The organism is Pseudonocardia sulfidoxydans NBRC 16205 (genome assembly GCF_007989085.1).
Classification (GTDB): Bacteria; Actinomycetota; Actinomycetes; order Mycobacteriales; family Pseudonocardiaceae; genus Pseudonocardia; species Pseudonocardia sulfidoxydans.
Map to the genome: position 1 here is coordinate 172,813 of NZ_BJVJ01000002.1, position 20,291 is coordinate 193,103.

Consider the following 20,291-nt stretch of genomic DNA (forward strand, 5'->3'; position numbering starts at 1 on the left):
TCCGTGCGTGCCGCACCCCCTGCACGGTGTGCGCCGCGAACGGAAGGTGTGCGGCCGCTCGGGGTTGCAGCAGTACGCGCAGGCGGCGCGCCGTCGGGGCGACGTTCCCCAGGCCGACCCACGTCCATCGGACGACGTGCAGCCCCGCCGCGGCGCGCGCAACCTCACTGTCGTCGCGGGCCGGATCCACGACGCTGAGGTTGCGCCCGATCTCCGGCGCGTGGGTGGGGCGCGTGGGGTGGGGCGCGGCCGCACGGACGTAACGGAGCCGGCCGTCGTCGCGAGTACCGCACCGTGACCTTGCCGCCACGCCGGGCACGCGGCACGCTGCCTGCCGAGGAGGTCGGCGGGAGCCGGCACTCCTGACGTTCGGCGGCGGGGCCGGCGTGCGACGAGGGGGCAAGGGCATGGCCGAGGCCACGGTGCAGGAACCCGACACCTCCGACGATCCCGCACCGGAACCGGCATCCGCGGTGCTCGCGGTGCTGAAGCGGGTGCCGTTCACCGCCACCTGCACCCTGATCATGATCGTCACCGGGCTGGCGACGGGCACACTCTGGTCCGCCCTGGAGGACAGCACCTGGTACGACAAGGTCGGCTACGGCCTGCCATCCCTGCTCGACGGCCATGTCTGGACGCTTGTCACCGGGCCGTTCTTCGCCGTCGGACCCATCTTCTACATCCCGATGGTGCTGTCGTTCGTGCTGTTCACCGGCTGGGCCGAGTGGAAACTCGGCACCGCCCGCGCCGCGGCCGTCACCATCGTCGGCCACCTCGTCGGCATCCTGGGCTCGGCGCTGATCCTGCTGGTCACCCGGCCCACCGGGTGGCCGTGGGCGGTCACCCTCGGCTCCCAGCTCGACGCCGGGTTCTCCGCGGGCGCCTTCGCCGCGCTCGCCGTCACCGCGGCCGTGCTGCGCTCCCCGTGGCGGCTGCGACTGCGGTTGGGCATCGGCATCTACCTGATCGTCGCCCTGATCTACGGCGGCAACCTCGCCGATCTCGAACACTTCGTCGCCGGCTTCGCCGGTCTGTTCGCCGGGCACGCCGTGACCCGCGGCATCGGCGCGGAGCGCACGGGCCGGCCCAGCCGCCGCGAGTGGCGGCTGCTCGCCGTCGCCGGCGTGCTCGTGATCCTGCTGGGCACGATCCTGTCCTGGCTCATCCCCTCCGACGGGCCACTCGGCCCGACCGGTGACACCGAGAGCGACTGGGTCGACGTCCTCATCACGCTCGTGCTGGCCCTGCTGCTGGTCAACGGGCTGCGCAAGGGCAAGCGCACCGCGTGGCGGTGGGCCGTCGGCATCGGGATCCTCAACGTCGTCCTCGGCCTCGCCGTGGCCGCCGTCGTGATCGTCGCGGTGATCCTGGACGAGCCGTGGGAGATCATCGGCGGGCCGTTGTTCATCGCGGACCGGCTGCTGTGGCTGATCCTGCTGGTCGTGCTGATCATCGGCAGGCACGCGTTCCGCACCCCGTCGCGGCGGCGCATCCGCAAGGGCCAGGACTCCGCCGCCGACCGCGACGACGCCATCGCGGCCCTGCACCGCCACGGCGGCGGCACCATCTCGTGGATGGCGACGTGGCCGGCGAACCGCTGGTTCGGCACCGGCCCGGCGGCCGGCGGCGCCGCCCCCGCCGCCGCGCCCGACACGCTGCTCGACGTCCCCACGCTGCTCGACGTCCCCACGCTGCTCGACGTCCCCACGCTGCTCGACGTCCCAGACTCACGCGCGAGCACTGACACCGGGAAGACCGACGAGGACGGCGCAGCACCGGCCGCCGCCGCCGTCGGGCCCGGGCCCGCCATCGTCATCGCCTACCAGGCGCACGCGGGCGTCGCGATCGGGCTGGGCGACCCGATCGGCCCGGCCGGGTCTCACATCGACGCCGTCGGCGCCTTCTCCCGGATGGCCGACCGCGCCGGGCTCGTCCCCTGCATGTTCTCCGTCGGCGACGCCACCGCCGCGGCGGCGGAGACGATCGGCTGGAAGCACGTCCAGGTCGCCGAGGACACACTCATCGACCTGCCCGGCCTCGCGTTCACCGGCAAGCCGTGGCAGAACGTGCGCTCGGCGATCAACCGGGCGAAGAAGGAGGGCATCGAGTTCCGCATGGTGACCCTCGCCGACGAGCCCTGGTCGCTCGTCGAACGCATCCGCGGGATGAGCGAGGAGTGGGTGGGCGACAAGAGCCTGCCCGAGATGGGCTTCACCCTCGGCGGGGTCGACGAGGCGCTCGACCGGCCCGTGCGCGTCGGGATCGCCCAGGACGCGAACGGCACCCTGCACGGGGTGACGTCGTGGCTGCCGGTGTACGGGGCCGACGGGCAGGTCCGCGGACGCACCCTCGACCTGATGCTGCGCCGCCCCGACGGGTTCCGGCCGGTCGTGGAGTTCCTCATCGCGCAGAGCGCCGCGTCGTTCCGCGACGAGGGCGTCGAGATCGTCTCGCTGTCGGGGGCGCCGCTCGCCCGGGCCGAGGGCGACGGGCCGGTGCACGGGCTCGCGCGGGTACTCGACCAGATCGGCGACGTGCTGGAGCCGCTCTACGGGTTCCGGTCGCTGCACGCGTTCAAGGCGAAGTTCCAGCCGCGCTACGAGCCGATGCACCTGGTGTACCGCGACGAGGCCGATCTCGCGCGCATCGGGATCGCGATCACCAGGGCCTACCTGCCGGACACCCCCGTCCACGAGCTGGTGAAGCTCACCCGGAGCTGACCCCGCCCCCGCCGGCAGGACCCGCACCGAACGTGTCACCAGAGTCGAGCAGGTGCGCTCCTCACACATTCGACGGCAGCACGCGTAGCGAACGTGTCACCAGGGCCGGCCAGGCGCACTCAGCACACGTTCGCCGAGGACCCACACCGAGCGTGTCACCAGAGCCGGCCCGGCGCGCTCCTCACACGTTCGACGGCGGCACGCGCAACGAACGTGTCACCAGCGCGAACCGGCAGCGCTGACGACACGCCCGGCGCCCGGCCCGGTCCACCCCCGCCGCCGGCCGATCTGCCTCGTCGGCTCAGGCCGCCACGCCCGCTGCGAGCCACAGCAGTGCGGTGAGCGAGTCCGCGTCGGCCCGGGCGGCGGGGACGCCGGTGGCCTCGCGGGCCTCGGCGGCGGCGCCGGGCCCCAGGTGCGTGGCGACCCAGGCGAGCGCACCGTCGACCGCGTCCCCGCAGGCCGTCCGCTCGCCGAGCACCTCCGCGGCCATCCGCACCGCCCGCCCGGCGCGACCGCCGTCGGCGGCGACCAGGATCGCCACCTCGTCCCGCGCGGGCTGCGCCGACCGGGTCGCGACGGTGGCCGCGACCGCCGCCTCCAGCCGGTGGTCGACGAGGTCGACGACGCAGGCGTGCTCGTCGAGATCGGCGGCGAGGACGGCGGTGTGGTGGCGGCCCACCGCCGCCGTCCACTCGGCGAGCTGCTCCGGCGGGTAGGAGGCGAGGTCGGCGACGGGCGGGATCCGGTAGCCCAGCTCCTGCTCGGCGCGGGCCTGGGCGAGCGCGAGCCGCAGCTCGGGGACGCCGTCGGTGCGCTCGACGTCGGGCAGGTCGTCGGGGCCGTAGCCGTCGAGGCCGGGCAGGGTCAGGATCGGCCGCAGCCCGGTGACGGGCTTGCCGGCGCCGCCACCGCGCCGGCGCCGGGCCGCGACCTTGTCGGCGCGCCGCTGCCCGGCGGGCCGCTTGCGGACCACCGGGCTCAGCCGCAGACCGCGCCGCCGGCCGCGGAGCCGACGAGCTTGATGTACTTGCCGAGCACCCCGGTGCGCAGCTCCGTCTCCCGCGGTGTCCATTCGGCGCGGCGTCGTTCGAGCTCGTCGTCGTCGACACCGATGTCGAGGGTGCGGGAGGTCATGTCGAGGGTGATGGGGTCGCCGTCGCGGACCAGCGCGATCGGGCCGCCGTCGGTGGCCTCGGGCGCGATGTGGCCGACGCACAGACCGGTGGTGGCGCCGGAGAAGCGGCCGTCGGTGATGAGCAGGACGTCCTTGCCCAGTCCGGCGCCCTTGATCATCCCGGTGACGGCGAGCATCTCGCGCATGCCCGGGCCGCCGCGGGGGCCCTCGTAGCGGATGACGACGACGTCGCCCGCGGTGACGGTGCCGTCGGCGACGGCGTCGAGGGCGCCCTGCTCGCCGTCGAACACCCTGGCGGTGCCGGTGAAGGTGGCCGAGTCGAACCCGGCGCTCTTGACGACGGCGCCGTCGGGGGCGAGGGAGCCGCGCAGGACGGTGAGCCCGCCGGTGGGGTGGATGGGGTCGGACAGGGCGTGGACGATGGTGCCGTCGAGGTCGGGCGGGTCGATCTCGGCGAGGTTCTCCGCAACGGTCCGGCCGGTGACGGTCAGGGCGTCGCCGTGGAGCAGCCCGGCGTCGAGCAGCGCCCGCATGACGACGGGCACGCCGCCGACCTGGTCGACCGACGACATCACGTAGCGCCCGAACGGCTTGACGTCGGCGAGGTGCGGGACGCGGTCGCCGATGCGGTTGAAGTCGTCGAGGGTGAGCTCGACCTGCGCCTCGTGCGCGATGGCCAGCAGGTGGAGCACGGCGTTGGTGGAGCCGCCGAACGCCATGACGACGGCGATGGCGTTCTCGAACGCCTCGCGGGTGAGGATGTCGCGGGCGGTGATGCCGCGGGCGAGCATCCCGATCACGGCCTCGCCCGACGCGCGGGCGGAGCCGTCGCGGCGCCGGTCGACCGCGGGTGGGCTGGCCGACCCGGGCAGCGCCATCCCGAGCGCCTCGGCCGCGGACGCCATGGTGTTGGCGGTGTACATGCCGCCGCAGGCGCCCTCGCCGGGGCAGATGTTGCGTTCGATCTCGACGAGCTCGTCGCGGGTGATGAGCCCCTTGATGCAGGCGCCGACGGCCTCGAACGCGTCGGAGATGTTGACCTCGCGCCCGTCGACGTGCCCGGGCAGGATCGACCCGGCGTAGACGAACACCGACGCGAGGTCGAGACGGGCGGCGGCCATCAGCATGCCCGGCAGGGACTTGTCGCAGCCGGCGAGCAGGACGGTGCCGTCGAGCCGCTCGGCCTGCACGACGGTCTCGACGGAGTCGGCGATGATCTCGCGGCTGACCAGCGAGTAGTGCATGCCGACGTGGCCCATGGAGATGCCGTCGGACACCGAGATCGTGCCGAACTCCATCGGGTAGCCACCGGCGCGGTGCACGCCTTCCTTGGCTGCCTGGGCGAGCCGCTGCAGCGACAGGTTGCAGGGGGTGATCTCGTTCCAGCTGGACGCGATGCCGATCTGGGGCTTGGCGAAGTCGTCGTCGCGCATCCCGACGGCGCGCAGCATCCCGCGGGCGGCGGTGCGCTCGATGCCGTCGGTGACGTCGCGGCTGCGCGGCTTCAGGTCCTGGGCCGGCGTGAGATCGGACGTCTGCGAGGTCATTCGCCGCTCCGTGACGTGGTGGGGTGGTCGGGGGCACCCAACCTATCCCCGCGCCCCTGACCCACCGACCGCCGCATGGCGACGACCACGACCGCGGACAGCGTCATGAAGCCGGCGACGCACCACATGCCGGCGCGCAGGGACCCGGTGACGTCCTCGAGCCAGCCGGTCAGGTAGGGGCCGACGAAGCCGCTGAGGTTGCCGAAGGAGTTGATCAGTGCGATGCCGGCGGCGGCGCCGACGCCGGTGAGGAACGTCGACGGCAGCTGCCAGATCACCGGGATGGCCGCGAACACCCCGCACGCGCAGACGGTGACCGCGGCGATGACCAGCAACGGCGAGTCCAGGTAGAGGGCGACGGCCACCGCGACCGCCCCGACGAGCACCGGCACCGCGACGTGCCCGACCCGCTCCCCCGTCCGGTCCGAGTGCCGCGCCACCAGCACCATCACGACCGACGCCACCGCGTACGGGATGGCCGTGATCAGCCCGATCTGCAGGCCCGAGAGCGAGCCTTCGAGCTCGTCGACGACCTGCGGCAGGAAGAACGCCAGCACGTAGAGGCCGAACACCACGCCGAAGTAGACGACTGACAGGGCCACCACCCGCCCGTCGCGCAGCGCGGCCGCCAGCCCGGGCCCGTGCGGCACCTCGGCCTCGTCCTCGCGCGCGACGGTCTCCTCGAGAGCGCTCGACTCGGCCTTCGACAGCCAGCGCGCGTCGTGGGGCCGGTCGGGCAGCACGAACAGCACGACGATGCCGAGCAGCAGCGCCGGGATGCCCTCGACGAAGAACATGAACCGCCACCCGGCGTCGAAACCGAGGACCCCCTCGCCGTTGTCGATCAGCAGCCCCGACAGCGGCCCGCCGACGACCGACGACAGCGGCACCGCCAGGAAGAACAGGGCCACGACCTTCGCCCGCTGCACCCGCGGGAACCAGTAGGTCAGGTAGAGGATGATGCCGGGGAAGAAGCCCGCCTCGGCGAACCCGAGCAGGAACCGCACGACGTAGAAGCTGATCGGGCCCTGCACGAACGCCGTCGCCGACGCGATGATCCCCCAGGTGATCATGATGCGGGCGATCCAGAGCCGGGCGCCGACGCGGTGCAGGATGACGTTGCTCGGCACCTCGAAGAAGAAGTAGCCGACGAAGAACAGCCCGGCGCCCAGCCCGTAGGCGGTCGCCGAGAGGCCCAGGTCGGGGCGCATCGTCACCGACGCGAACCCGACGTTGACCCGGTCGACGTAGTTGAGCAGGTAGCACAGCCCCAGCAACGGCAGCAGCCGCCACATCGCCTTGCGGACCGCACCCGACACGGGCGCGGACTCCGGTGCGGACACCCCGACCACCTCCAGGCGCCACCCCGGCGCGGCGCCCTGCGGTCCTACCCCGGGGGATCGCCGCCCACAACTCGGGACGGACCGCCCGAACACCCCTCCCGGGACTGTCGACGGGGTACCGGACCACCCCGGCGCGTCGCCGTCACTTGGTCGGGACCGTTCGTCGGCCGTCGCGGACGACACGTCGGGAAAGGACGTACATGGGCGAGCACAGCACACGGCGTGCCCCGCGGCTGCGGGGCCCGGCACGCGCCGGTGCACTGGTCGGAGCCGTGGTCGTGGCGGCGAGGGCGGCGGTCCAGGTGCACTGACACCTGGCGGTGCAACAGCGACGGCCGGCTCCGGGAACCCCGGAACCGGCCGTCGTGTCGTACGTGGTGGCTACGAACGCGCCTCGGCGCGGTCGCGGCGCACGTTGGCGCGCCGGCCCTTCAGCGTGGTCACGCCGCGCAGGGACCGCAGCACGTCGTCGGCGGCGTGCTCGGGCACCTCCACCAGCGCGTGACGCTCGTGGATCTGGATGGCACCGATGTCGCGGCCCGACAGGCGCGACTCGTTGGCGAGCGCACCCACGATGTCCTGCGGACGGACACCCGCGGCGCGACCGGCGGAGACGAACAGCCGGGTCGTGCCCGCCCGGGGCGGACGCGGGCCCTGGCCGCGGCTGCCACCGAACTCGCGGTCGCGGCGGCCACCCGGGCCGCCCCGGCCGTCGCGGTCGCGGCGACCCTCGCGGGGCGCCCCCACCACGGGGATGTCGATCTCGTCCTCGGGGGCACCGGAGACGTCACGGGCGATGCGGACCGCCGCGGCGGCGACCTCGATCGCGTCGAACTCGCCCGCCAGGGCGGCGATCATAGCGGCCACACCGTCGTCGGCACCGCGGCCGGCGGTCGCGCGGTCGGCCAGCAGCCGCTCGCGCAGCGCCGCCTTGGTGCGCTCCACGCGGGAGGCGGCCAGGTCGGCGACCGTCGGCACCGGCGCGACCGGCACCGGGGTGCCGGTGAGGCGCTCGATGTTGCGCAGGTGGCGCACCGACGCGGGCGCCACCAGCGTGATCGCCACACCCTCGCGCCCCGCGCGGCCGACCCGGCCGATGCGGTGCACGTAGGACTCGGGCGACTTCGGCACGTCGTGGTTCACCACGTGGGTGAGCGTGTCGATGTCGAGGCCGCGGGCCGCGACGTCGGTGGCGACGAGCAGGTCGGTCCGCCCGTTGCGCAGCCGGTCGACGACGCGGGTGCGGTGCTCCTGGTCCATGCCGCCGTGCAGCGCCTCGGCACGCAGGCCGCGGCCGGTGAGGGCCTCGGTCACGGCGTCGACGTCGGCGCGGGTGCGGCAGAACACGATGGCCGCGGTCGGCCGCTCCAGCTCCAGGATGCGGCCCAGCGCCGCCGTGGTGTGGGTGCGCGGCACCATGTACGCGGTCTGGCGGACCCGGGGCGCCTCGCCCTCGGGCACCTCCTCGCGCTGGATGCGCACCATCACCGGGTCGGTGAGGTAGGTGCGGGCGAGCATCTCGATGCGCCGCGGCATGGTGGCCGAGAACAGGACGGCCTGCCGGGTGTCCGGGGTGGACTGCAGGATCGTCTCGATGTCCTCGACGAAGCCCATGTCGAGCATCTCGTCGGCCTCGTCGAGGACGACGACCTCGATCTGGTCGAGGCTCAGCGCACCGCGGTTGATCAGGTCGATCGCACGGCCCGGGGTGGCGACGACGATGTCGACGCCACGCTTGAGCGCACCGAGCTGCGGGCCGATCGGGGCGCCGCCGTAGACGGCGAGCACCCGCGCGCGGACACCCTTGCCGTAGCGGGCGACGGCCTCGGTGACCTGCATCGCGAGCTCACGCGTCGGGGCCAGCACGAGCCCGAGCGGCGCGGCGCCGCGGTGGCCGGAGCGGCCCTCGGCGAGGCGCTGCAGCATCGGCAGCGCGAACGCCGCCGTCTTGCCGGTGCCGGTGGCGGCCTGACCGATGAGGTCGCGCCCGTCGATCAGGGACGGGATGGCCTCGGCCTGGATGGGGCTGGGGCGCTCGTAGCCGAGCTCGTCGATCGCGCGCTGGATCGCCGGCGCGAGGCCGAGGTCGGCGAAGCGGACACCGCCCTCGTCGTCGGAGTCGGCATCGGAGTCGGCATCGCCGCTGTCGTCGGCGTCGGCGCTGTCGGCAGCATCGGCGCCGCTGTCGTCGGCGTCGCCGTCGTCAGCGGAGTCGGCGGGGTCGGTCACGTCGTCGAGGTCGGTCTCGTCGGTCGACGAGAGCTCCTCGACGGAGTCGATCTCGGCCGCCAGCGCGGCGTCGTCGAGCTCGGGGGTCTCGGGGTTGTCATTCTCGGGCAGGTCGAGCAGGGTAGTCACACACGTCCTCTGTCGCGGCAGGTGAGCGCGTCCCGTTCTGGACGCGGGCACTCACGGAGATCTCTCACGGAAGCCCGCGGGGCCCTGCGGCGTACATGCATACGTGGACCATCTGGGGCTCTCGGACCGCCGCATTGCAGCGGACCGACGCATCAGTGTCCCATGCCGTCGTCCCGACGATCACGCCGGGGCCGGGTCTCGCCGGTCACGTGGGGTTCCGACCTTCCCAACGCCGCGCCACGCCGCGCTGTTCCCGAGGCGAGCCGTGCTGTTCCCGACGGGTGCCGTGCTGTTCCCGACGGGGCCCGGGCTGTTCCCGGCCGGTGCCGGGTGTCGGTGACGGATCACCGACACCCGGCCCACCCGCTGTCGGCTACTTGTTGCCGAAGCCCGCGCGGCGCAGCGCGTCGGCCATCGCGTTGTTGGCCGGCTCCTGGCGCGGACGCGACTGCCCCCCGCGCTGGTTGCCGCGCTGGTTGCCGCCGCCCTGGCCGCCGCCACGCCCGCCCTGCTTGTCGCCGCGGCGGTCGCCACCCCTGTTGTCGCCGCGCCGGTCGCCGCCCGTGTTGTCGCCGCGCCGGTCACCGCCCGGTCGGCCGCGGTCGTGACCGCCGCGACCGCCACGCTCGCCGCCCTCGCGGCGCTCCCCGTCGCCGCCGCGGCGCCCGCCGGTGCGGCCGGCGCCGGGCTCGTCGTCCAGACGCAGGGTGAGCGAGATGCGCTTGCGCGCCTCGTCGACGTCGAGCACCTTCACCCGCACGACGTCGCCGGACTTGACGACCTCCCGCGGGTCGGAGACGAAGCTCGTCGACATCGCCGAGACGTGCACGAGCCCGTCCTGGTGGACACCCACGTCGACGAACGCGCCGAACGCGGCGACGTTGGTGACCACGCCCTCCAGCAGCATCCCCGGCTTCAGGTCGGCGATCTTGTGGACGCCCTCGGCGAAGGTCGCGGTCCGGAACGCCGGACGCGGGTCGCGTCCCGGCTTCTCCAGCTCGGCGAGGATGTCGGTGACGGTGGGCAGGCCGAACGTGTCGTCGACGAACCGCTTGGGCTGCAACGTCTTCAGTGTTCCGGCGTTGCCGATGAGCTCACCGATCGACACCTTCGCCGCGTCGACCATGCGGCGCACCACCGGGTAGGCCTCGGGGTGCACGCCGGAGACGTCGAGGGGCTCGTCGCCGCCGCGGATGCGCAGGAAGCCCGCGCACTGCTCGAACGCCTTCGGGCCCAGGCGCGGCACGTCGGACAGCGCGGTGCGGGTGCGGAACGGGCCGTTGGCGTCACGGTGGGCGACGATCGCGACGGCCAGCGACTCGCTGATGCCCGACACCCGGCGCAGCAGCGGCGCCGACGCCGAGTTGAGGTCGACACCGACGGCGTTCACACAGTCCTCGACGACGGCGTCGAGCGAGCGCGACAGCGACGAGTCGGGCAGGTCGTGCTGGTACTGGCCGACGCCGATCGACTTCGGCTCGATCTTCACCAGCTCCGCGAGCGGGTCCTGCAGCCGGCGCGCGATGGAGACGGCGCCGCGGATCGAGACGTCGAGGTCGGGCAGCTCGGCCGAGGCGTAGGCCGACGCCGAGTACACCGACGCGCCCGCCTCGCTGACCATGACCTTCGTGAGCTTGAGCCCCGGGTTGGCGGCGATGAGCTCGCCGGCCAGGGCGTCGGTCTCGCGGGAGGCGGTGCCGTTGCCGATCGCGACGAGCTCGACGTCGTGGGCCGTGGCGAGCCGGGTCAGCGTCGCGAGCGAGCCCTTCTTGTCGTTGCGCGGGGCGTGCGGGTAGATCGTGTCGGTGGCGACGACCTTGCCCGTCGCGTCGACGACCGCGACCTTCACCCCGGTGCGCAGGCCCGGATCGAGCCCCATGGTGGCGCGGGTGCCGGCGGGCGCGGCGAGCAGCAGGTCGCGCAGGTTGGCCGCGAAGACGCCGATGGCGCCCTCCTCGGCGGCGGTGCGCAGCCGGACCCGGATGTCGATGCCCAGGTGCAGCAGGATGCGGGTGCGCCAGGCCCAGCGGACGACGTCGGAGAGCCACTTGTCGGCGGGCCGGCCCTCGTCGGCGATGCCGAAGTTGGCGGCGATGCGGCGTTCGTACTCGGTGGGGACGCCCGGCTCGGCCGGTTCGGCGGCGGGCTCCAGCGTGACGTCGAGCGCCTCCTCCTTCTCCCCGCGGAACACGGCGAGGATCCGGTGGCTGGGCAGCGAGGTGAAGTCCTCGGAGAACGCGAAGTAGTCGGAGAACTTGGCCGCGGCGGGGTCGTTCTCCTTGCCCTCGCGGACGGTGGTGACGAGCCGGCCCTGGTTCCACATCCGCTCGCGCAGGCCGCCGATGAGGTCGGCGTCCTCGGCGAAGCGCTCGACGAGGATCGAGCGGGCGCCCTCGAGCGCGGCCGCGGCGTCGGCGACCTCACCGGTGACGTAGGGCTCGGCGGTGGCGGTGGGGTCGAGCGACGGGTCGGCCAGCAGCGCGTCGGCGAGCGGTTCGAGGCCCTGCTCGCGGGCGATCATGGCCTTGGTGCGGCGCTTGGGCTTGTAGGGCAGGTAGATGTCCTCGAGCCGGGCCTTGGAGTCGGCGGCGAGGATGCGGGCCTCGAGGGCCTCGTCGAGCTTGCCCTGCGAGCGGATTGACTCCAGGACCGCCTCGCGGCGCTCCTCGAGCTCGCGCAGGTACCGCAGCCGCTCCTCGAGGGTGCGCAGCTGCGCGTCGTCGAGGGCGCCCGTGGCCTCCTTGCGGTAGCGGGCGATGAAGGGGACGGTCGATCCGCCGTCGAGGAGGTCCACCGCGGCGGTGACCTGGTGCGGGCGCACGCCGAGCTCGTCGGCGATCCGCTGCTGTACCGAAGCTGCCTTGTCCGTCACCCGACCATCGTCGCGAACCGGGCGACGAGGGCCGCCGCCGGGTCACCCCTTTCGACCGGGACCAGCCTGTGCGTGGCGATGGTCGCCCTAGCGACCATCGCCACGCACGACCCTCACGCGAACCGGACCGTGCCGGTGATCGACGGCGGGCCGTCGGCGGTGCCCGCGGCGAGGTCCGCGGTGTCCGAGTCGCCGGCGCCCGGGCCCCCCGCGGCCAGGACCGGCGTACCGGCGAACGCGGGGGCCCGCAGCCGGTACTCGAAGGACCGGACCGTCCTGTCGGGGGCGTGCCGGCGCGGCAGCTCCAGCAGCAGCAACGCCAGCAGCGGGCCGTGCACCACCAGCCCGGGGAAGCCCTCGACCTGCGTGACGTACGGGAAGTCGTGATGGATGCGGTGGGCGTTGTAGGTCAGCGCGCTGAACCGGAAGAGCATGACCCCGTCGGGGTCCAGCCGCGCCGTCCACGGGCCGTCGGCGGTGTGCGGCCCGGGTTCCGACGCCACCGGTGCCGCGGCGCCACGCGCCTGGCCCGGCTTCTGCTGCCGGTAGACGAGGTCCTCCTCCTCGGTGAGCAGCAGGTCGCCCGCGGACCGGAACTCGTGGCGCACCGTCACGAACAGCATGTCGCCGCTGCGCCCCGACTTCGGCGTCATCGACGCGATCGCGCTGCGGCGTACCACCTCGTCGCCGACGCGGACCGGGGCGTGCCACTCCACGCGACCCCCGGCGAACATCCGCCGGCGGTCCGGGATCGGCGGCAGGAAGTGCGACTCGCGGACGTGCCCGTCCTCCCCCAGCTCGTGCTGGGCGGCCCGCTCGAGGAAGTGGAACCGGTGCCACAGCGGCGGCAGGACACCGTCCTCGACGGGTGCGGGCTGGTCGAGCAGGTCGGCAAAGCTGTGCGCCGACCAGGCGCCGATCCGGTCGGTCTCCTCGACGGGCCCGGGTGCCCAGTCCGCGACGTACTGCGCGAGTGCTGCCATTCCCCGGTTCTATCAGGCGACCCCGGGGTGTCCCGGCTCCAGCAGGGCCACGCACTCCATGTGGTGGGTCATCGGGAAGGCGTCGAAGGCCCGCAGCGCGGTGAGCCGGTAGCCCTGCGCGGCGAACAGGCCGACGTCGCGGCCCAGCGCGGCGGGGTCGCACGCGACGTGCACGATCCGGCGCGGCCCCCGCTCGCAGATGCCCGCGACGAGCGCCCTGCCCAGCCCGGAGCGGGGCGGGTCGGCGACGACGACGTCCGGGTCGGCGAGCGAGCCCAGGACGTGCTCGACCCGCCCGACCCGCCACGTGACCTGCGGGAGGTCGGCGAGGGCGACCTCGCCGTCGTCGACCGCGCCCGCCGACGACTCGACGACCGTCACCTCGCCGTCGCGGCCGACCTGGCCCGCGAGCACGGACGCGAACAGCCCGGCGCCGCCGTAGAGGTCCCACGCGGACTCGCCCGGGCGGGCCTGCGCCCACTCGGCGACCACGTCGGCGAGGGTCCCGGCCAGCTCGGGGTGGACCTGCCAGAACGCGCCCGGCCGCAGCCGCCACTCCCGGCCCGCGGCCCGCTGCACGACGGGGGCACCGTCGCGTTCGGCGTGGACGATGCCGTCGGCGTCGACGACGACCTCGAACTCCGACCCCGGCGCGTGCGGACGGGCCAGCACACCCGGCAGGGCACCCTCGGGGGCGATCGGGCAGTCGGCGACGGGCAGCACGTCGTGGCTGCGGTGGGCGCGCAGCCCGGCGCGGCCCTCGGCGTCGACGGCGAGCCGGACCCGGCTGCGCCAGCCGAGCGGGCCGCCGGGCAGCTCCTCGACCTCGACGTCGCTGTCGATCCCGGCCAGCCGCGACAGCTGCTCACGGACGACGGCCGTCTTCAGCTCGCGCTGCAGCACCGGGGTGGCGTGCTGCCAGTCGCAGCCGCCGCAACCGCCGGCGCGGGCCCAGGTGCAGGCGGGGGCGACGCGCCCGGCGTGCGGAACGCGGACGGAGATGGCGTCGGCGCGGCAGAACGAGCCGCCGGTGTCCTCGGTGACGACGGCGAGGACCCGCTCACCGGGGAGCGCGTGCCGGACGAACACGACCCGGCCCTCGTGGCGGGCGACGCAGTGCCCGCCGTGCGCGACGGGGCCGACCTCCACGTCGAGGACGCGGTCGGTCCAGTCGCCGGCCTCGGCGCGGGCCCGGGTGTCGGAACGCATGTCATGTCCTCTTGTCGGTACTGCGGGTCGTGCCGGAGCTGCGGGTCGCGGCGCTGCCGTTGCCGGTGGCGCGGTCCTTCTGGTCGCCCGGCAGCTGCTCCGTCGACGGGTAGCCGCGCCGCGACGCCCCCGGCGCGAACGGCTGGCGCTTGACCGCCGCCCGTTCCGACGACTCCAGCTGCCACGGCACGCTCGTCACCATCACGCCGGGCTGGAACAGCAGCCTGCCCTTGAGCCGCAACGCGCTCTGGTTGTGCAGGATCTGCTCCCACCAGTGTCCGACGACGTACTCGGGGATGAAGACCGTCACGACGTCGCGGGGGTTGTCGCCGCGGATGCGCTTGACGTAGTCGAGCACCGGTTTGGTGATCTCCCGGTACGGCGACTCGACGACCTTCAACGGCACCGGCAGCTTGCGGCGCGTCCAGTCGTCCATGAGCCGCTTGGTGTCGGCGTCGTCGACGTTGACCGTCACCGCCTCCAGCACGTCGGGTCGGGTGGCGCGGGCGTAGGCGACGGCGCGCAGCGTCGGCTTGTGCAGCGTCGACACCAGGACGATCGCGTGGTTGCGCGACGGCAGCACCGTGTCGGCCTCGCCCGCGACGAGCTCCGCGGTGACGCGCGTGTAGTGCTTCTGGATGGCGAGCATCAGCGCGAAGAACCCCGCCATCGCCGCGATCGCGATCCACGCGCCGAGGGTGAACTTCGTGATCAGGACGGTGACGAGCACGACGCCCGTCATGCCGGCGCCGAACCCGTTGATGGCCTGGGCGCGGCGCATCCGGCGGCGTTCGGACTCGTCGGTCTCCGTCGCGAGCTTGCGGTTCCAGTGCCGCACCATGCCCGTCTGGCTCAGCGTGAACGACACGAACACGCCGACGGTGTAGAGCGGGATGAGCCGCGTGACCTCCGCCTGGAAACCGACGACCAGCAGGATGGCGAAGGCGGCCAGCACCAGGATGCCGTTGGAGAACGCGAGCCGGTCGCCGCGGGTGTGCAGCTGGCGCGGCAGGTAGCGGTCCTGCGACAGGATCGAGCCCAGCACCGGGAAGCCGTTGAACGCGGTGTTGGCCGCGAGCACGAGGATCAGGGCCGTCATGACCACGACGAAGAAGAACCCGGGCCGGAAGTCGTGGAAGACCGCGTCGGCGAGCTGGGCGACCATCGTCTGCTGGACGTAGCCCGGTGGTGCGTCGGGGAACTGGTGGGCGGGGTCGGCCGCCAGTTTCACCCCGGTCAGCTCGGCGAGCGCGATGAGCCCGAGGAACATCGACACCGACAGCACGCCCAGCATCAGCAGGGTGGTCGCGGCGTTGCGCGACTTGGGCTTGCGGAACGCGGGCACGCCGTTGCTGATGGCCTCGACACCGGTCAGCGCCGCGGCGCCCTGGGTGAACGAGCGCAGGATCAGCAGCACGAGCGCGAGCCCGGTGAAGGCGTCGCCCTCGGCGAGCAGGTGCAGGTCGGCGCTCGCGGCCCTGACCTCGTCGCCGAGCAGCAGGACCCGCGTCAGCCCCCAGACGATCATGGTGCCGATGCCGAACATGAACGCGTACACCGGGATCGCGAACGCCGCACCCGACTCGCGGATGCCGCGCAGGTTGACCGCGGTGAGCAGGGCGATGGCCGCGACCGCGAACGCCACCTTGTGCTCGGCGACGAACGGGATCAGCGCCCCGATGTTCGCCGCGGCCGCCGAGATCGACACCGCGACCGTGAGCGTGTAGTCGACCAGCAGGGCGCTCGCGACGGTCAGCCCCGCACGCCGGCCCAGGTTGACCGTGGCGACCTCGTAGTCACCGCCGCCCGACGGGTAGGCGTGCACGTTCTGGCGGTAGCTCGTGACGACGGTGAGCAGCACGACCGCCACCGCGATGCCGATCCACGGCGCCAGCGTGAACGACGTGACCCCGGCGACCGACAGGGTCAGGAAGATCTCCTCGGGGGCGTAGGCCACCGACGACATCGCGTCGGAGGCGAACACCGGGAGTGCGATCCGCTTCGGGAGCAGATTGTGGGCGAGACGGTCGCTCCGCTGGGGCCGGCCGACCAGGATCCGCTTCACCGCGACGGCGAGCTTGGGCACGAGCGGCAGCCTATGCGGTGCCGACGTACCGCACGCGATAGCGTCTCGCCGACATCGGTGAACGCGGTCCGCGCGAGCGGACGAGGAGGACCACCGCGATGTACGTGGTGATCATGGGTTGCGGCCGCGTGGGTTCGTCCCTCGCCGCCGGGCTGGAACGACTCGGGCACGAGGTGGCCGTCGTCGACCGGGACCCGCAGTCGTTCCGACGGCTCGGCCCCGAGTTCCGGGGCAGACAGGTCGTCGGCGAGGGCTACCACCGGGAGGTGCTCACCGAGGCGGGGATCGGCAAGGCCGACGCCTTCACCGCCGTGTCCTCCGGCGACAACTCCAACATCATCGCCGCCCGGGTGGCGCGCGAGACGTTCGGCATCGAGCGCGTCGTCGCCCGCATCTACGACCCCAAGCGCGCCGCCGTCTACGAGCGTCTCGGCATCCCGACCGTCGCCACCGTGCCGTGGAGCACCGACCGGCTGATGCGGATGCTGCTGCCCGACGGCGTCGCCACCGCCTGGCGCGAACCCTCCGGCACCGTCGCCGTGCTGCCGCTGCCGGTGCACGAGGACTGGATCGGCCGGCCGATCCGCGAGCTGGAGGAGGCGACGGGCGCGCGGGTCGCGTTCATCGTCCGCTTCGGCACCGGGGTACTCCCCCGCCCCGACACGGCCGTCCAGGCCGAGGACACCGTCTACGTGGCCGCGGTCTCCGGCACGGTCAGCGACGTGACGGCGGCCGCCGCGGCGCCGCCGCAGGAGGGATGAGTCCGATGCGGGTCGCCATCGCGGGAGCGGGCGCCGTCGGGCGGTCGATCGCGCTCGAGCTCGTGGAGAACTCCCACCAGGTCATGCTCATCGAGCGTGAACTGTCCAACGTGCAGCCCGAGGCCGTCGAGGCGGCCGAGTGGGTGCACGCCGACGCGTGCGAGCTGTCCTCCCTGGAGGAGGCCGGTGTCGAGCGCTGCGACGTCGTCATCGCGGCGACCGGCGACGACAAGGTCAACCTCGTCGTGTCGCTGCTGGCGAAGACGGAGTTCGCGGTGCGCCGCGTCGTCGCCCGCGTCAACGACCCGCGCAACGAATGGCTGTTCGGCGAGAACTGGGGCGTCGACGTCGCCGTGTCCACCCCGCGGCTGCTGGCCGCCCTGGTCGAGGAGGCCGTGGCCGTCGGCGACCTGGTGCGGCTGCTGACGTTCCGCCAGGGCCAGGCCAACCTCGTCGAGGTCACCCTCCCGGCGACGACCCCGCTGGCGGGCAAGCCCGTGCGTGCGCTGCGGCTGCCACCCGACTCGGCGCTCGTGGCGATCCTGCGCGGCGGGCGGGTCATCGTCCCGCAGTCCGACGACGGTCTCGAACCCGGCGACGAGCTGCTGTTCGTGGCGACGTCCGCCGTCGAGGAGGACATCCGGGCGGCACTCGGGCACTGAGCCCGGGGGTGCCCGGGGTCAGGCCCTCCCGGGCGCCGGCGCGGCCTTGGCCCAGCGCACGGCCAGGATCGTCCCGAGCAGCGCGACACCCATCAACGGGTAGCCCATCAGCAGCCGGGCGACGCCCAGCCAGTTGGCCTCGTCGACGTTGTAGAGCCAGCCCTGGACGACGACGCGCGCGGCGAACACGAGCGTCCACAGCCCGGTCGCGAGCATGTAGGCCCGCAACATCCGGCGGTCGGAGCGCCAGGAGTGCCCGTCGCCGTTGATGCCGTGCCAGATCACACCCGCGAGCGGCCGGCGGACGACCAGCGAGACCAGGCACGCCAGGCCCAGCCCCGCGCTGAGCAGCAGTCCGGGCAGATAGAAGTCGCGCGCCTCGCCGGAGCGGTTGGCGATGAACGCGCACACCGCGACCCCGATCAGCGCCGACACCGCCGGCTGGAGCTTCTCCCTGCGCACGATCCGGATGACCGCGACGAGCACCGCCGCGCCGATCGCGGCGAACAGGGCCGGCTTCAGCGAGGTGAGGATGTTGACGACGACGAACACCGCGACGGGCACCGTCGAGTAGACGACACCGCTGACGCCGCCCATCTGCTCGAGCATCGTCGGCATCTCGCGCGCGGGCCGCCCCGACGTTTCCTCGGCGGCATCGGCGGAGGCCTCGGGCTCCCGTGCACCCTCCGGCACGCGCGGGACACGTTCGGTCGGCCGGTCGTCCCCCACGACCGGCGGCACGACGGTCGGCGGGTCGACGGAATCGCCCATGCCGGGCCCCGCGCCGTCCGGACGGACGGCGCCGCGGCCATGGTCCCGGTGGGAACCCGTCACGAGCCCTGACAGATTTCGTAGTACGGGTTGTAGAGCACCTTGCGGCCGTCGCGGACCGACAACCGGCCACGCACGCGCATGGTGCGGCCGGGAACCACACCGGGGATCCGGCGACGCCCCATCCACACCAGCGTCACGCCCTCGGTGCCGTCGAACAGCTCGGCCTCCAGCGAGGCCGCCGCATCCTGCGGGCAGAACTCCACGGACCGGAGCCTACCGAGCATGGTGACCTCTTCGCCGCAGGCACAGTCACTGGCCCGCTGCGCTCCGGCACGCTCGGAGTCCTCGGACAGGTCGTCGGCGTCGAGCACTTCGACGTCGCTGGTCAGGCGCTTGAGCATGCGGCGGAATGGCCCACCGTCCGTGCTGCCCATGATTCTCCTCGGCTGCTCGGGCGCGGGCCGCTCCCGACGGACTCTCCGGCGGATCCGGCCGCTACCCTGCAAAGCGTAACGCGCTGGAAACAGCATTGGTGCCCGGAAGGGACCCGTCCTGCGGCGAACGGGAACGATCCCCTCGAATGTGTGATCTGCGTCGATGCGCTCGGTGACACCGACTCCGTCGGGTGACCTCGTCGCCGTCGTTCTGCCTGGTTCGGGGTCTGACGCGGCATTTGTCCGGTCAGCGTTCGGTGAGCCGCTCGCCGCGGTGGGCGCGCAGCTGATCGCACCCGACCCCGATGCGGTGCGCGGGGTCGTCGCCGGCTACCGGTCGTCGCTCGACGAGGCCCTCCGGACCGTTCGGGACATGACCTCCGACACACGCCCCCGGCTGCTGGTCGGGGGCGTGTCGCTGGGGGCGCACGTGGCGGCGGCCTGGGCGGCGCAACCGGGACGTTCGCCGCACCTCGCGGGCCTGCTGCTCGCCCTGCCGGCCTGGACCGGCACCCCCGGCGACGCACCCGCCGCGCTCACCGCCCGGGCCACGGCCCGGCAGGTCCGCACCGCGGGTCTCGACGCGACACTCGCCGCGCTGCGCGCGTCCGCGCCGCGGTGGCTGGCCGACGACCTCACCCGCTCGTGGACCGCACACGGCGACGGGCTCGCCGCCGCGCTCGACGAGGCCGCACGCACACCCGCCCCCGCCGACGACGTGCTGCGCAGGCTCACCGTCCCGGCCGGTGTCGCCTCGTGCGTCGACGATCCGGTCCATCCCACGGCGGTCGCGCAGGACTGGACGCGGCTGCTCCCCCGGGCCCGGATCGTCGAGACCCGGCTCCGCGCGGTGAGCGCCGACCCGGCCACGCTGGGCCGCGCGGCGGTGCTGGGCTGGCTGCGCGCGTCGGCCCCGCAGCCGCCGACCGGCTGACCCCCGCCCGGGCCGGGCGGGGGTCGGCGGACCAGCGGATCAGCGCGGCCGGTGGTGACGACCGGCCGGGTAGGGCTCCTCGTCGCCGTCGAACCTCCGGTCGGGGTCGCCGTTGAGGAAGGCCAGCGCGGGGCTGCCTTCCACGTCCTCGGCGCCGTGCCTGCGCGGGCGACCGTGCCGTCCCGACGACTCCTGCTCGTCGGCAGCGTCGCGGCCGTAGGCGTCCTGACCGTAAGCGTCTCGGCCGTAGGCGTCCTGACCGTACGAGTCACGGCGGTAGGAATCCTGGCCGTACGAGTCACGGCTGTCGTACGGGTCGGCCCCGTAGGAAGCTGAGCCGCCGTAGGAGCCGGCGTTGTAGGAATCAGCGCTGTAGGAATCAGCGCCGTAGGAATCAGCGCCGTAGGAATCGGCACCGTAGGAGCCAGCGCTGTTGGAGTGGGCGCTGTTGGAGTGGGCGCTGTTGGAGT

14 protein-coding genes and 1 pseudogene are annotated in these 20,291 nt (G+C 73.5%); 4 read left to right on the forward strand and 11 right to left on the reverse strand.

Translation table 11 applies throughout. The annotated features are described in order from the left end of the window. Positions 1-407 precede the first annotated feature (407 nt). A complete protein-coding gene (locus PSU4_RS02025) occupies positions 408-2,720 on the forward strand; it encodes a bifunctional lysylphosphatidylglycerol flippase/synthetase MprF (protein ID WP_147102138.1) in 2,313 nt (770 codons plus the stop codon). A 301-nt stretch (positions 2,721-3,021) separates the two neighbouring features. On the opposite strand, the gene PSU4_RS02030 is transcribed toward PSU4_RS02025, so the two are convergent. From PSU4_RS02030 to PSU4_RS02070, 8 genes are all read right to left on the reverse strand, one after another. Beyond that, positions 3,022-3,696 (reverse strand): hypothetical protein, encoded by a 675-nt coding sequence (locus PSU4_RS02030; RefSeq protein WP_147102140.1) that lies wholly within the window; start codon positions 3,694-3,696, stop codon positions 3,022-3,024. A gap of 5 nt (positions 3,697-3,701) precedes the next feature. Next, positions 3,702-5,405 carry a dihydroxy-acid dehydratase gene (gene ilvD, locus PSU4_RS02035; protein WP_147102142.1) on the reverse strand — a complete coding sequence of 568 codons (1,704 nt, stop codon included), beginning with the start codon at positions 5,403-5,405 and terminating at the stop codon, positions 3,702-3,704. Then, the gene (locus PSU4_RS02040; protein WP_147102204.1) at positions 5,402-6,700 is read right to left on the reverse strand and encodes an MFS transporter; all 1,299 of its coding nucleotides are present in this window, start codon (positions 6,698-6,700) and stop codon (positions 5,402-5,404) included. The genes ilvD and PSU4_RS02040 overlap by 4 nt, the downstream gene beginning before the upstream one ends. Before the next feature lie 429 nt (positions 6,701-7,129). Further along, positions 7,130-9,106 carry a DEAD/DEAH box helicase gene (locus tag PSU4_RS02050; RefSeq protein WP_147102144.1) on the reverse strand — a complete coding sequence of 659 codons (1,977 nt, stop codon included), beginning with the start codon at positions 9,104-9,106 and terminating at the stop codon, positions 7,130-7,132. 373 nt (positions 9,107-9,479) lie between these two features. After that, positions 9,480-11,978 carry a Tex family protein gene (locus tag PSU4_RS02055; protein ID WP_147102146.1) on the reverse strand — a complete coding sequence of 833 codons (2,499 nt, stop codon included), beginning with the start codon at positions 11,976-11,978 and terminating at the stop codon, positions 9,480-9,482. Positions 11,979-12,091: 113 nt separating this feature from the next. Then, entirely contained in the window at positions 12,092-12,961 is an 870-nt protein-coding gene (locus tag PSU4_RS02060; protein WP_147102147.1) for an HTD2 family dehydratase, read from the reverse strand. Between the two features lie 12 nt (positions 12,962-12,973). After that, positions 12,974-14,170: a class I SAM-dependent RNA methyltransferase gene (locus tag PSU4_RS02065; RefSeq protein ID WP_147102149.1), complete on the reverse strand. Its 1,197-nt coding sequence runs from the start codon at positions 14,168-14,170 to the stop codon at positions 12,974-12,976. A 1-nt stretch (position 14,171) separates the two neighbouring features. Continuing rightward, positions 14,172-16,256 (reverse strand): APC family permease, encoded by a 2,085-nt coding sequence (locus tag PSU4_RS02070; protein ID WP_222596141.1) that lies wholly within the window; start codon positions 16,254-16,256, stop codon positions 14,172-14,174. A 98-nt stretch (positions 16,257-16,354) separates the two neighbouring features. Between PSU4_RS02070 and PSU4_RS02075 the strand changes: the two genes are divergently transcribed. Next, a complete protein-coding gene (locus tag PSU4_RS02075) occupies positions 16,355-17,017 on the forward strand; it encodes a potassium channel family protein (RefSeq protein WP_147102151.1) in 663 nt (220 codons plus the stop codon). Positions 17,018-17,022: 5 nt separating this feature from the next. Then, the gene (locus PSU4_RS02080) at positions 17,023-17,679 is read left to right on the forward strand and encodes a potassium channel family protein (RefSeq protein ID WP_147102206.1); all 657 of its coding nucleotides are present in this window, start codon (positions 17,023-17,025) and stop codon (positions 17,677-17,679) included. An 18-nt stretch (positions 17,680-17,697) separates the two neighbouring features. Here the strand turns inward: PSU4_RS02080 and PSU4_RS02085 are convergent, their stop codons facing one another. Continuing rightward, on the reverse strand, positions 17,698-18,450 hold the full coding sequence (locus PSU4_RS02085; protein WP_147102153.1) for a DUF3159 domain-containing protein: 753 nt from the start codon (positions 18,448-18,450) through the stop codon (positions 17,698-17,700). A 59-nt stretch (positions 18,451-18,509) separates the two neighbouring features. After that, complete coding sequence (locus tag PSU4_RS02090; RefSeq protein WP_147102155.1) at positions 18,510-18,887, reverse strand: OB-fold nucleic acid binding domain-containing protein; 378 nt, start codon at positions 18,885-18,887, stop codon at positions 18,510-18,512. 274 nt (positions 18,888-19,161) lie between these two features. Between PSU4_RS02090 and PSU4_RS02095 the strand changes: the two genes are divergently transcribed. Beyond that, a complete protein-coding gene (locus PSU4_RS02095; RefSeq protein ID WP_246114900.1) occupies positions 19,162-19,821 on the forward strand; it encodes an alpha/beta hydrolase in 660 nt (219 codons plus the stop codon). A gap of 39 nt (positions 19,822-19,860) precedes the next feature. Here the strand turns inward: PSU4_RS02095 and PSU4_RS31105 are convergent. Next, positions 19,861-20,291: pseudogene (locus PSU4_RS31105) on the reverse strand (hypothetical protein); the annotation flags it as partial.

Bases quoted from the DNA above. Each gene is read 5' to 3' on its own strand.
- PSU4_RS02025 (WP_147102138.1), top strand. From the start codon at position 408: ATGGCCGAGGCCACGGTGCAGGAACCCGACACCTCCGACGATCCCGCA.
- ilvD (WP_147102142.1), bottom strand. From the start codon at position 5,405: ATGACCTCGCAGACGTCCGATCTCACGCCGGCCCAGGACCTGAAGCCG.
- PSU4_RS02040 (WP_147102204.1), bottom strand. From the start codon at position 6,700: ATGTGGCGGCTGCTGCCGTTGCTGGGGCTGTGCTACCTGCTCAACTAC.
- PSU4_RS02060 (WP_147102147.1), bottom strand. From the start codon at position 12,961: ATGGCAGCACTCGCGCAGTACGTCGCGGACTGGGCACCCGGGCCCGTC.
- PSU4_RS02065 (WP_147102149.1), bottom strand. From the start codon at position 14,170: ATGCGTTCCGACACCCGGGCCCGCGCCGAGGCCGGCGACTGGACCGAC.
- PSU4_RS02075 (WP_147102151.1), top strand. From the start codon at position 16,355: ATGTACGTGGTGATCATGGGTTGCGGCCGCGTGGGTTCGTCCCTCGCC.
- PSU4_RS02080 (WP_147102206.1), top strand. From the start codon at position 17,023: ATGCGGGTCGCCATCGCGGGAGCGGGCGCCGTCGGGCGGTCGATCGCG.
- PSU4_RS02085 (WP_147102153.1), bottom strand. From the start codon at position 18,450: ATGGGCGATTCCGTCGACCCGCCGACCGTCGTGCCGCCGGTCGTGGGG.
- PSU4_RS02090 (WP_147102155.1), bottom strand. From the start codon at position 18,887: ATGGGCAGCACGGACGGTGGGCCATTCCGCCGCATGCTCAAGCGCCTG.